Below are 12,692 nucleotides of genomic sequence, written 5' to 3'. Positions count from 1 at the left end.
ATAAGGGAGTGCGTCATGTTATTCAGAACTTTTACATTGGGCGTCGCGAGTGTCGGTGTCTACTTGGGAAGTGCAATGGTTCATGCGGCAGAGCCGAGTAACGGTTTTATTGATGGCAGCACCACGTCGGTAAATTTTAGAAATTTTTACTGGAATGCAGATAACCGCAGCGGCAGTTACAGTAACCCTGCGGGTGAGCGGCAAAGTTATCGCCAGGAATGGGCGCAAGGGGTGCTGGCCAAGTTCAATTCTGGGTTTACTCAAGGTCTGGTTGGTTTCGGGCTGGACCTGCATTACATGGGCGCGCTCAAACTCGACGGTGGCAAGGGGCGGGTGGGTGATGGTATCGGCAATGGCGGCATCGTCTCGCGCGACAATCAGGGCGACCCGAAAAGCGAATACTCCAAGGCCGGAGGTGCCTTGAAAATGCGTATCGCCAACACTGAGTTGGCTTACGGCGACCTATTCCCGGATTCGCCGGTGCTCAAGTACGGCGACATTCGTCTGTTGCCTCAAACCCTCAGGGGCTGGAACGTAACGGACCGCTCGTTCGCAGGTCTGACCCTCAATGCCGGGCGTTTTGTTTCCAGCAGCGATCGTGCAGCGACCAATCATGGCGGACAACTGGGTACGGCTTATGGCGGTCGGCAAGGCGGGAGTGACTTTGTCAGCTATTACGGTGGTATTTACACCGGAATCAAGGATGTAAAGATTAAACTGTTTGGTTCTGAACTGGACAATATCTGGAATCAACAGTTTGCATCGATTGAATATCGTGTGCCGTTAAAAATGGGCGGCATATTCAATACCGGCATCAACTATTACCGTACGCGTGAAACTGGTGCTGCATTGCTGGGTAATATTCGTAATGATTCATGGAGTACGCGAGCGGGTTATTCGGCGGGAGGTCAAAAATTTGAACTGGCGTATACGCAGATCGATGGCGATCAACCTTTCGATTATGTCTGGAACAGTTTTGATATTGAACTGGACGCCGCTTCTCAAGGCAGTGACTTCAACAGCCCCAACGAAAAAGCCTGGAGCGCTCGCTACGATCTGGACGCCGCCGTGTTCGGTGTGTCGGGCCTGACGTTCACGGCTCGCTACATTAAGGGGACCGATATCGACGGTCGTAACGCTGGCGGCGCTTACTCGCGGTTCCAAGCAGTACGCGATGGTTCGCAGTGGGAGCGCGATCTATGGGTCAAGTATGTGGTGCAGTCCGGGCCAGCGAAGAATCTATCGTTGCGCTTGATGTATGCAACGATGCGCACCAGTGGAGATTATGGCGCTGTTGCCAACGACCTTGATCAAACTCGGATTATCCTGGACTACCCGCTGGATCTGAGCTTCCTGAAGTAGCTTCAGCCTGGTTAGGCCTGGCAAATCTCTACCGAGCGCTCTTGCCGTCCCTACGTTCATGACTGACCCACAGACTATCGCGTATCTAATGGCCATAGCGCGATGGTCAAAAAGTTGGGCTACAGAACAGACCCTAGTTCAGATTGCATCTGAGCTAAGGCCTGTTCCCATTTCAACACAACTCGAAGGGGGGGGCGTTTGCTGGGATGCTGCGTTTCTCTCCGGTCCATCTGGCCAGTCAAACATCACGGCTTTTGCCTTACGGAAAAACTGGCCTCAGCGTGGTGGTGCTGAAACGGGAACAGGCCCTAGTGGACTGAGCGGTTATCTGGTCGAAAACGTTTTTTTATATATCAAACAATGACGCGGCATTGCCACGCGCTATACCGGGAACCTGTCTTCATTCCTCGCTGCCGCACAGATACGCTGCCTAGCACTTTGGCTATGCCTCTCGTGACGACACGCTCTAGGGTTTGCCGAAAGAAAAACGATTGCGTGTTGCCGCTGACCGAAAACTGGCCCCTTTGACCTTTGACCTTTGACCTTTGGCTGCGCTTAGCTGTGCGCTCCTGACCATCGCTGGTCATGGCTGTGTGTAATGGGATGCCCTGAGCCTCAGCCAAGTACTACTGAGATCGAGAGGTCTTGCACCCAGGACATTGCGGCCGATACTGCCGGACCTTAACTGACACTTGGACAACCATCGTAAAGCTCAGATCGTAACTGGTCTCAAAGCAGAATTTTGGAAGTCTGCTTCACCTTCTGCATTGGTATCTCGGTCTTGAAACTTTGCACTTCTTTGAGCTTTCCCAACTGCGAGATTTGGAACAGGCGGTAGGCGTCAAGGTTCGCGACAGCCACTCGCAGAAGGAAATCACAGTCCCCGGCCATCAGATGGCATTCGGTCACCTGCGGCATACCGATAATTGCCTCAATGAAGCTGTTGACAGTTTTCTCGTCCTGCCCTTTGAGCCATACGCGGGTGAAGATCGTCAATCCCGCGCCGACCTTGGTGGCATTGAGGATTGCGACATATCGTTCGATGATGCCCGCTTCTTCCAGCAGGCGCACTCTGCGTAGGCAAGGTGAAGCCGAGAGGCCGACCTTTTTCGCCAATTCCACGTTCTGAAGGCGGCCATCTTCCTGAAGGGCATTCAGGATGCGGCGGTCGATTTTGTCCAACTGAACTGTCATGAATAACTCCTTTATTTGGCGCGTGGCGGCTCGCAGTCACCGAAAAGGCATGTGGTTCTACAAAAATAAGGAAATGTGGCTTTAGATGCCAATTATCCAGTTTTGATGAGTCAATACGCAACAAAATTTCTCGGAAGTTGGATCAAAATGTCTCTATCGATATAGCAGGTTTTCACCATCACACAGCACCTTTTGGATCTCTGACATGAGCCACACCAGACAAGACGGCCTGACCTTTCTGCTTGAGCGAAATCCTCATCCAGTCCCGGCGAGCGAACGCACGCGGCTGGTGCAAAATCCCGGATGCGGACGCCTATTCACCGACCACATGGTCACGATTCAATATTCCAAGGAGCGTGGCTGGTACGACGGAAAAATCGAGCCGCACAAGGTGTTGGGCCCGACCCCGCCGCGATGGTCTTGCACTACGGGTTGGAAATTTTCGAGGGCATGAAGGCGTATCGCCTACCCGACGGCGGAGCCGCGCTGTTCCGACCCGACGCCAATGCTCATCGCTTCCACAACTCTGCCGCACGGTTGGCTATGGCAACGTTGCCGCAGGATGTGTTCGTCGAGTCAGTAAGGGAGTTGGTTCGCATCGAGCGGGATTGGATTCCGTCCTCATCAGACGGCGCTTCGCTTTACTTGCGGCCTTTCACGATTGGAACGGAAATCGCGCTCAGCACCAAACCCTCCATTGAATACACCTACTGCGTAATCGCCTCTCCGGTAGCGTCCTACTTCAAGGGCGGTGCTGCAGCCGTGACGCTGTGGGTATCGGAGAACTTCACGCGAGCTGCCCCTGGTGGCACGGGCGCAGTGAAATGCGGCGGCAACTATGCGGCCTCGCTGGCTGCACAGGCAGAAGGGATTCAAGAAGGTTGCGATCAGGTGGTGTTCCTGGATGCGGTCGAGCGCCGTTGGATTGAGGAGTTGGGCGGCATGAACATCTTCTTCGTGTTCGATGACGGCTCTTTCCAAACGCCGCCGCTGTCGGGCATCATCCTGCCGGGCATTACCCGCGATTCCCTCATCACGCTGGCCCGCGACCTTGGGTATACCGTGCGCGAGGAACCCTATTCCATCGGTCAATGGCAAAGTGATGCGCAAAGCGCGCGTCTGCGTGAAACCTTCGCTTGCGGACCCGCCGCAGTTGTCACGCCAATCGGAAAGGTCAAGGGGCGGCGTCACAGTTTCACCGTCGGCAACGGCAGCGCCGGCCCAGTGACTGAACGCTTGAAAGTGGCGCTGACAGATATTCAATTCGGCTGTGCACCTGACCCGCATGGCTGGCTTGATCGTCTGTTTTAAGGGGAAGCAAAACGATGATTGATAGTGTCAAATGCTCTGAATCCCCTTTGAGTAATCCCATCGGTTTCATCGGGCTGGGTGTCATGGGGCAACCTATGGCGCTCAACTTGGCTCGCGCAGGCACGCAGCTCATTGTCTGGAACCGATCGCTAGCTGCGACCGAATCACTGCGCGTTGCGGGCGCAAGCGTGGCCGCCAGTGTCAAAGATGTTTTTGAGCATGCGCGCATCGTGATCCTCATGCTGGTCAACGAGGCTGCGCTTGATGCTGTGTTGCGGCGTGGTACGCCCGAGTTTGCGGCGTTGGTCACTGGGCGCACCGTCGTTTCGATGGGATCGAATTCGCCGGAATATTCGCGCGAACTAGCGGCAGCCATCAACGAGGCGGGCGGGCGGTATGTTGAAGCGCCAGTGTCGGGTTCGCGCAAACCGGCCGAAGCGGGTCAACTGGTTTCAATGCTCGGTGGCGAGCCGGACACCATCATGGAAGTCCGGCCGCTGCTCGCGCCAATGTGCTGCGAAACCGTACTTTGCGGCCCCGTGGGTAGCGCGCTGCTGATGAAGCTGACCGTAAATCTGTTCTTGAACACGATGCTGGCCGGCTTGGCCGAGGCCGTGCATTTCGCTGATCAGCATGGGTTGGATCTTTCCAAGCTGAAGCAGACAATTGATGCTGGTCCGATGGACTGTGATTTCACTCGGGTCAAACTCCCGAAGTTCATTACCCGCGACTTCGCTGTTCAAGCAGCAACATCCGATGCCTACAACAGTACCAGCTTGATCGCTGCCGCGGCCCGAGAGGCAGGTATTGCCTCGCCTTTGCTTGATCTCAGTCGTGCTCTGTACGGCGAAAGTGTCGCGCAGGGACATGGACGCTTGGATATGGTGTCAGTGATTACAGCTATTGAAGCCCGCACCCTGGCCCTGGGCGCAAAAGCGCCAAGACCATAGCGGGAGGGCAAAACATTGGTCGATACACTGCTACCTAGTGGGACAGCTTCGTTCATGCAGGCCAATTACTACAGGCGAGAGGCAAGGATTTCATCGGAAGTTATCCTTGTTTCAACGCTTTTGTCGGTTGTTAGCATCTCACCGGTGCTTGGCATATCAAGGTATTCACTGGTTTAGCCGGCCATGATCTACTGGAAAAAATTGGAAGTAAGAGACTCATGGGAGACTAAATCATGACAAAAAAAACTAACCAATCTTGCATGGAAATGTGGGTAAAGACAAATCGTGGAAATCTCTATGCTAAGTCTTGGCCTGGCCCACAGATAACGCAAAATCAGCCACCAATCGTGTTGCTACACGACTCGCTGGGAAGCACCCAGCAATGGCGGGATTTCCCCATGAGGTTGGCTGATGCCACAGGGCATCCGGTTATTGCCTATGATCGCCTGGGTTTTGGAAAGTCCGACCCGCACCCTGGGTTATTAGGTGCCAGCTTCATATCAGATGAAGCCAAAGAGAGCTTTTCTGCGGTTATTGAGCAGCTCTCCATAGGTCGATTCATCGTATTTGGACATAGTGTTGGTGGTGGCATGGCCGTGTCAATAGCACGAGCATACCCTGACCAATGCCAGGCCATAATAACCGAATCCGCACAGTCGTTTGTTGAAGACCGAACGCTGGATGGAATCCTTGTTGCTAGGGATTCGTTTTCAGATCCCAGTCAAATGAAGCGTCTTGAGAAGCACCACGGCAGCAAGGCGAAATGGGTTCTAGATGCCTGGGTTAATACATGGCATTTGCCCGAATTTTCTCAATGGTGTCTTGATGAAGATTTGCCGCTAGTTCGCTGCCCAATTCTCGCTATCCACGGGGAAAATGACGAATACGGAAGTAGTAGGCATCCAAAAAGAATTGTTGCGTTAGCCGAAGTTCCGGTGCGTTTCGAGTGCCTGTCTAAATGCGGGCATGTCCCTCATCGAGAACAGGAAAAAGAAGTGTTGGATGCCATTCGATCATTTATCGAAGATATGCATTAAAAGCCGACAGCCTAAATAGTCCGGCCTGAAGAACTCCCAAGTCCTTGATGCACCTTTAGATTTCTCGATTTCGCTGGTGCGCAATTTGCAGGGCAATACGGCGTAGAACGCCGTTTCCCTGCAATTTCTGACGAGGTTTGTCCATGAGACCCAAGCCAGTTGTGCCCGAGAGTGAGGATCTGTTCCGCTCGCGCCTGGATCAGCAGATCAACATGCGTCACGCGTTGGTACGTTTGGCGGGCCTGATCGACTGGTTAGAGATCGAGCGCACCTTCACTGAACCCTTCACTTCCCGCCGTGGGCGTCCGGCCCTGGCGTCTCGACTGGTTGCCGGCTAGCTCTACCTGCAGCACACCTTCAACGCCTCCGACGAAGCCGTCGTCAACACCTGGGTCGAGAACCCGTATTGGCAGTACTTCTGCGGCGAGGTGTGCCTTCTTTTGCAAGGCTCTTATTTGGCTCCTGGCCCAAAATGCTGCGCTCCCGCAAAGCCGTCCTAAATGCAGCTAAACCAGCGTCTCATATAGACTTCCGGTTATCGGGTCGGTTGTGTCAGGGCTTGACATGGGCCATTTTTTGGGTTTCATTTCTGTCGAATGTTATCGGCGGTATTGGCTGATAGCTGTCGGTCGCGACAGGCTTCTTCAAGGCGTTTTTTTCACCCTAGTCAAAACGAGTAGGAAGGATAAGTTTTCGAAAATGTCGGAAATATCCGGGCCAAATGGTCGAAGTTTGTTGCGGGGAATATGGCGGTTCAAACAGACTTGAAAAAAAATGACGTCTCTTGAACATCTTCAATAGCAGCGGTCAGTCGGATAAGGAGCTCCGACAGACTGCTGCTGAACTGTTGAGTTACCGGTTCTATTGCTTTTGTGGATCGAATTGCTTGTCGCGGATAAACAGCGCCGGAATCACGCCGCAAATGAAGTACGCCGCACCCATCACGAGAAAGCCCACGCCGATCGAGCCATGGGACGCCAGGAAGCCAATCGTGGCAGGCGCCACTGCGGCCCCCAGACGACCGATGTTGTAAGCACCACCCACCGCGGAGCCGCGTAGCTTGGCCTCGAAACTTTCGGTCATGTAGGTCGCATTGACGCCATACGGAATCCCATACAGAAAGCCGAACACGACCAGCATCCACAGGATGTTGTCCTGGCTTTGGAACGACACGATCACCGGCAGAAACACCGCCGTCCCCAGTGCGCCAAAGGCGAACACGGTACGGCGGCCGATACGGTCGGCCGCCATCCCCGCGAGAATCTTGCCGAGGATCATGGCGGTATAAGTGCCGACCATGTAGCCGGTCATGGACTTGAGGTTCATGCCCAGTTCGCTTTCCAGGTAGGTCGGCATCCAGTTGTTCACCCCGTAGTAGCCGAACTGCAGAAAACCGGCGGTCAGCGCCCAGCAGATGAACATCCGCTGCGCCTGCGGATCGCCGAAAATCTGTTTGTACATACTGTCGCGCCTCTCAGTCGAGCCGCTGCGCAGGCCAGCGAGTTTTTGCTTGGCGCGCTCGGCCTGGGCGTTGATCCACGCTTGGGGTTCGGGCACGAAACGCTGCATCACTAACGCCAGAATTACCGGGATAATTGCGATGTAGAACAGCCAGCGCCAGCCATGAATCGGCAATATCCAACCGGCCAGCAGGGTCGCGACGATGTAGCCCACCGACCAGCCGGCCTGCAGGGTGCCGAGTACCGTGGTGCGGTAGCGGATGGGCACGTATTCGGACATCAGCGTGTTGCACGCCACGTACAGCGCGCCGATGCCCAGCGAGGCCAGGAACCGGATCAGCGCGAACTGCCAGTAACTGTGGGTCAGGCCTAAGGCGGCAGTGCCGACCGAGAACAGCAAAATACTCCAGACCACGGTTTTCACCCGGCCAAAGCGGTCGCAGGTCCAGCCGCCGTAGATGCCGCCGATCGCCATTCCCGCCAGGGTGAAACTACCCAGGCTGCCGGCTTCGACGTTAGTCAGACCGAATTCAGTCTTCAGGCTATTGAGGCTGTAGGACAGCAGCATCAAGTCGGCGCCGTCGATCAATAATCCGAGAAAGCAAAAAATGAACACCAGCACCCAAGTGCTGGATTTGGCGTGGGCAGTCGCACTTGCCTGAGCAGCAGCGTCCATGGAGTTACCTTTATTGTATTTATGGGGTGGGACTAGAGTTGAGTGTTGCGCGCTGATCTAGCGTTGAGCGTCGCGGATCATGTTTCGCGCAATGACGATCTGCTGGATCTGGGTGGTGCCCTCGTAGATGCGGAACAGGCGCACATCCCGGTAGAAACGCTCGATCGCGTATTCGCTGACATAGCCGGCGCCACCGTGGATCTGCACGCAACGGTCGGCGACGCGGCCGCACATTTCGGTCGAGAACATTTTCGCGCAGGAGGCTTCGGTGTTGACGTTAAGGCCGTCGTCGCGCTTGCGTGCAGCATCGAGCACCATGCAGCGGCTGGCGTAGATTTCCGCCTTGCTGTCGGCCAGCATCGCCTGGATCAATTGAAATTCGGCGATGGGCTGGCCGAACTGTTTACGTTCCAGTGCGTAGCGCAGGGCATCATCGAGCATCCGCTCAGCCGCACCGACACTCAATGCCGCGATATGCAGGCGACCCTTGTCGAGGACTTTCATCGCGGTCTTGAAGCCCACGCCTTCGACACCGCCAATCAGTTGGCTGGCAGGTACTCGGGCATTTTCGAAGATCACGTCGCAGGTATGCGCGCCTTTGTGGCCCATTTTGTGGTCGGGCTTGCCCAAGGACACTCCCGGTGTGCCGCGCTCGACAATGAATGCGCTGATACCGCCTGCGCCTTTGATGTCAGTGCTGGTGCGCGCCATCACCGTATAGATGCCAGCGTGCGGTGCGTTGGTGATGAAGCGCTTGGTGCCGTTGATGATGTAACTGTCACCGTCGCGCACGGCGGTGGTTTTGAGCGAGGCGGCATCCGATCCTGCATCGGGCTCGGTCAGGCAGAAGGAACTGAGCAGCTCACCGCTGGCGAGCTTGGGCAGGTAGTGTTGTTTCTGCTCTTCAGTGCCGTCGAGCAGAATGCCGATGGAACCGATCCCGTTGTTGGTGCCGATGTAGGAACGAAACGCCGGGGAGGTGCGCCCCAGCTCGAAGGCGATATTCACCTCTTCCTCCATCGTGACGCCCAGCCCGCCAAACGCTTCCGGCAGTGTCAGGCCAAACAGGCCCATGGCCTGCATCTGCTCGACGATGTCCTGGGGAATCGCGTCGGTCTCAGCCACTTCGTTTTCACGGGGGATCAGCACTTCGCCGACAAACTGACGAAGGGAATCCAACAGCATCTGCAGGGTTTCGGTATCACGGATCATGTGCGCTCCTAACGCTCGCAGGCGAGCGGTTCTTTATTGGGGCGCCGTTACTCCGTTGCGTCAGCGAGCAGCGGCGCCAATGTTATTCACCATGTTGATCAGGCGAGGCCCGATATCGTCCATGAGCTGTTCGCGGGGCAGTTGGAAGCTCGGCCCGCCGCAGTTGAAGGTCAACAACCCGTACTGCGGGTGCAGCAACGGCACGGCCACGGAGTTAACGTCGCGATGCCACTCACCGATCGACAGGCAGAAGCCGTAGTCAGCGTAATCCCTGAACGCCCGATCCAACCCTTTGCGGATGGTTGGCCATTGTTCCGATTCGCGCTGGCGAATGTGATCGAGCAAAAACTCCCGCTCGGTCTCCGGCATCGCCGCCAGGCACGCACGGCCTACCGAACTTTGTGCCAGCGGCAAGTAACTGCCGATCTGACGGCGCATGGTCATGTTGCCCTGGCCCTGAACCACATCCAGGTACACCATCTGCAGGCGATCACGGGATGCCATGGCGACGGCCGCCTGTGCATGATTGGCCAGGTCCTCCATCAACGGATGAGCCACCGTGCGAATCGCCAGGTTCGACAGCATGGCGTAGCCAAAACCCAACACCCCGACATCCAACTGGTACTTGCCCGAATGCACTTCGCGTTTAAGGCAGCCCAGGCGCATCAGCGTATTGGTCAGCCGCGTCACGGTCGGTTTGGGCAGGCCGGTCATGCGCGCCAGGTCCTGATTGCCCAGCACGTTGTCGCGCGGGGTGAAACACCTCATCAGTTCCAGCCCGCGCGCCAATGCCGTTACAAACTGGCCACTGTTTTCGTCGTCGCTCAATGCGCTGGCGGGATCGAGCATGCCCATCTTCAGTAACCCGATTTCATCCGCTCCCTTTGCCGTGTCAGCGGCCTGCCGATCTGCCTTGATGCGAGCCATGGTAGAACCTCACTTTGAAAAAATGCAAGAAAATAAAATTCAATTTCGCCTGACGAAATTATATTCGTTGTTTCTTTAAAAACAAACGGGTTTGTTTTGTTGACTTAAAACCAAGCAATTATTGGGGTTAAACAGATTTTTTGCTTTTTATGTTTACAGGATTTTGTAAGCGTCCTTATGATTAAGCGTAATTACGGTATTCAGTTTCGCCTGTCGAAACAATAATAAGAGGTCGCTATGAACTCCCATCCAGAACCGGTCGTGCATGTCCAGATAAGAGAGGATGCCGTCGCGGTCGTCCGCATCGAGCGGCCCGAGGTCAAGAACGCGCTGAACAGCGCCGTGCGCGAACAACTGGCTGACAGCTTTCGCCTGTTGTCTGCCGATGAGCGCGTGCGCTCGATCGTGCTCACCGGCGGCGAGCACTGCTTCGTCGCGGGGGCCGACATCCGCGAGTTCGCCCAGGCCAGCCCGATCGAGATGTATCGCCGTCACACGGAATACCTGTGGGACGCCATCGCGCGTTGCCCCAAACCGGTGATCGCCGCAGTGAACGGTTTTGCCCTGGGCGGCGGCTGCGAGCTAGCGATGCACTGCGACATCATCGTCGCGGGGCAATCGGCGCGCTTCGGCCAGCCGGAGGTCAAGCTGGGCCTGATGCCGGGCGCCGGGGGCACGCAGCGCCTGATCCGCGCCGTCGGTAAGTTCCAGGCCATGCGCATTGCCCTGACCGGCTGCCTGGTGCCGGCGCCCGAGGCGCTGGCCATGGGCATGGTCAGCGAGGTGGTGAGTGATGAACGCACGCTGCCTCGGGCGCTTGAACTGGCCGCGCAAATCGCTGCGTTGCCACCGCTGGCGGTCGCGCAGATCAAGGAAGTGATGCTGCTCGGTGCCGACTTACCCCTGGACAGTGCGCTGGCATTGGAGCGCAAGGCGTTTCAGTTGCTGTTCGACTCCCGGGATCAGAAAGAGGGCGCCAGTGCCTTTCTTGAAAAACGCAAAGCCAGCTTCTTGGGGGAATGACCCATGACACGTGAAATCAAGCGCATGGCGGTGGTGGGCGCCGGCATCATGGGCACCGGCATCGCCCAGATTGCTGCCCAGGCCGGCATCGAGGTCGTGCTGTTCGACAACCGCGAAGGCGCCGCCGAGGCGGCCCGCGAAAACCTGCGCCAAACCCTGGACAAGCTGGTGAGCAAGGGCAAGATCGCCGACGGCGATGCCCAGGCAACACTTGAGCGTCTGCGGGTCGCGACGGCGCTGACTGACCTCAGTGACGTTGACCTGGTAGTGGAAGCGATTATCGAGCGCCTGGATGCCAAGCAGGCGTTGCTTGCACAACTTGAAGCCGTCGTGCGCGACGACTGCATCCTGGCGACCAACACCTCATCGCTGTCGGTGACCAGCATCGCCCGTGAATGTCGGCACCCTGAGCGGGTGGCGGGGTTCCACTTCTTCAACCCGGTGCCGCTGATGAAAGTGGTGGAGGTCATCGATGGTCTGGCCAGCGATCCGCGTGTCGGCGATACCTTGCAGGCATTGGCCGCGCGCATGGGGCATCGTGGGATTCGGGCCAAGGACACCCCCGGTTTCATCATCAACCATGCCGGGCGCGCCTACAGCACCGAAGCGTTGCAGATCCTCAAGGAGGGCGTCACGGACGCGGCGGAAGTGGATCGCATCTTGCGCGAAGGCCTGGGGTTTCGCATGGGACCGCTGGAGTTGTTCGACCTCACGGCGCTGGACGTTTCCCACCCGGTGATCGAATCCATCTACAACCAGTTCTACCAGGAACCGCGTTACCGACCGGCCGCGCTGACCCGCCAGATGCTGGAAGCCGGTTACGTCGGACGCAAGGTCGGGCGCGGCTTCTATCACTATGCCAACGGCCAGATGATTGATGCCCCCCAAGCCCAGGCGGTACCGGTGGTTGAAGCGTTGCCGCCGGTGTGGCTGGGCACCGAGAGCGATGCTGACCGCGCCAGCCTTAGCGCGATGCTGGAACGACTGGGCGCGCAAGTGGAGCAGGGCGCTGCACCCTCGGATGCAGCCTTGTGCCTGCTGGCGCCCTATGGGTTGGACGCGACCAGCGCAGCGCAACGGTTCGCCACCGACCCGACGCGCACGGTCTGCATCGACCCGCTGCTCGACTGCACACGCTACCGCACGCTGATGCTGACACCGGCAACCCGCGTCGACATGTGCAATGCCGCACACGCGCTGCTGGCCCGCGATGGCGTGGGCGTCAGCGTGATCAACGACAGCGTCGGCTTTGTCGCCCAGCGGGTGTTGGCGATGATCGTCAACCTGGCGGGCGATATCGTGCAACAGCGCATTGCCAGTGTCGACGACCTGGACGAAGGCGTGCGCCGCGGGCTGGGCTACCCGCAGGGGCCATTGGCCTGGGGGGACAGCGTCGGCGCCCAACGCTTGCTGACCATCCTGGAACGCATGACGGCACTGACCGGGGACCCGCGCTACCGGCCCGGGCCTTGGCTGCGCCGTCGCGCGACGCTGGGCCTGTCGTTGTGCCACCCCGAACCAACCCTGAAACCTTGACACT

Annotated in this window: 10 protein-coding genes and 2 pseudogenes; 8 read left to right on the top strand and 4 right to left on the bottom strand. The window is 57.2% G+C overall.

The window, feature by feature from the left end; translation table 11 throughout:
- Positions 1–15 precede the first annotated feature (15 nt).
- A complete protein-coding gene (locus U5A08_RS19430) occupies positions 16–1,362 on the top strand; it encodes an OprD family porin (protein ID WP_321848112.1) in 1,347 nt (448 codons plus the stop codon).
- A 325-nt stretch (positions 1,363–1,687) separates the two neighbouring features.
- Positions 1,688–1,819: pseudogene (locus U5A08_RS19425) on the top strand (IS5/IS1182 family transposase); the annotation flags it as partial.
- Between the two features lie 272 nt (positions 1,820–2,091).
- On the opposite strand, the gene U5A08_RS19420 reads toward U5A08_RS19425, so the two are convergent.
- Positions 2,092–2,556 carry an Lrp/AsnC family transcriptional regulator gene (locus U5A08_RS19420; protein WP_321848110.1) on the bottom strand — a complete coding sequence of 155 codons (465 nt, stop codon included), beginning with the start codon at positions 2,554–2,556 and terminating at the stop codon, positions 2,092–2,094.
- A 303-nt stretch (positions 2,557–2,859) separates the two neighbouring features.
- Between U5A08_RS19420 and U5A08_RS19415 the strand changes: the two genes are divergently transcribed.
- The 4 genes and pseudogenes from U5A08_RS19415 to U5A08_RS19400 form a co-directional block, all read left to right on the top strand.
- On the top strand, positions 2,860–3,867 hold the full coding sequence (locus U5A08_RS19415; protein WP_321848108.1) for a branched-chain amino acid aminotransferase: 1,008 nt from the start codon (positions 2,860–2,862) through the stop codon (positions 3,865–3,867).
- A 14-nt stretch (positions 3,868–3,881) separates the two neighbouring features.
- Complete coding sequence (locus tag U5A08_RS19410) at positions 3,882–4,817, top strand: NAD(P)-dependent oxidoreductase (RefSeq protein WP_321848105.1); 936 nt, start codon at positions 3,882–3,884, stop codon at positions 4,815–4,817.
- A gap of 233 nt (positions 4,818–5,050) precedes the next feature.
- Positions 5,051–5,854, top strand: coding sequence for an alpha/beta fold hydrolase (locus tag U5A08_RS19405; protein ID WP_321848104.1), 804 nt, complete (start codon positions 5,051–5,053; stop codon positions 5,852–5,854).
- A 143-nt stretch (positions 5,855–5,997) separates the two neighbouring features.
- Positions 5,998–6,282, top strand: a pseudogene (locus U5A08_RS19400) (transposase); the annotation flags it as partial.
- A gap of 433 nt (positions 6,283–6,715) precedes the next feature.
- Here the strand turns inward: U5A08_RS19400 and U5A08_RS19395 are convergent.
- From U5A08_RS19395 to U5A08_RS19385, 3 genes are read right to left on the bottom strand one after another with little or no spacing between them, the layout of a single operon-like run.
- The gene (locus U5A08_RS19395) at positions 6,716–7,990 is read right to left on the bottom strand and encodes an MFS transporter (RefSeq protein ID WP_321848102.1); all 1,275 of its coding nucleotides are present in this window, start codon (positions 7,988–7,990) and stop codon (positions 6,716–6,718) included.
- 57 nt (positions 7,991–8,047) lie between these two features.
- Positions 8,048–9,202, bottom strand: a complete 1,155-nt coding sequence (locus U5A08_RS19390) for an acyl-CoA dehydrogenase family protein (protein WP_321848101.1) — start codon at positions 9,200–9,202, stop codon at positions 8,048–8,050.
- A gap of 60 nt (positions 9,203–9,262) precedes the next feature.
- Complete coding sequence (locus U5A08_RS19385) at positions 9,263–10,129, bottom strand: IclR family transcriptional regulator (protein WP_247403980.1); 867 nt, start codon at positions 10,127–10,129, stop codon at positions 9,263–9,265.
- A gap of 237 nt (positions 10,130–10,366) precedes the next feature.
- On the opposite strand from U5A08_RS19385, the gene U5A08_RS19380 reads away from it, so the two are divergent.
- Positions 10,367–11,152, top strand: a complete 786-nt coding sequence (locus U5A08_RS19380) for an enoyl-CoA hydratase (protein WP_058822689.1) — start codon at positions 10,367–10,369, stop codon at positions 11,150–11,152.
- A gap of 3 nt (positions 11,153–11,155) precedes the next feature.
- Complete coding sequence (locus U5A08_RS19375) at positions 11,156–12,688, top strand: 3-hydroxyacyl-CoA dehydrogenase (RefSeq protein ID WP_321848099.1); 1,533 nt, start codon at positions 11,156–11,158, stop codon at positions 12,686–12,688.
- Positions 12,689–12,692: the final 4 nt, after the last annotated feature.

This window comes from Pseudomonas paraveronii, from assembly GCF_963681955.1.
Taxonomy (GTDB): domain Bacteria; phylum Pseudomonadota; class Gammaproteobacteria; order Pseudomonadales; family Pseudomonadaceae; genus Aquipseudomonas; species Aquipseudomonas paraveronii.
This window is presented reverse-complemented; position numbering and strand designations above follow the sequence as displayed.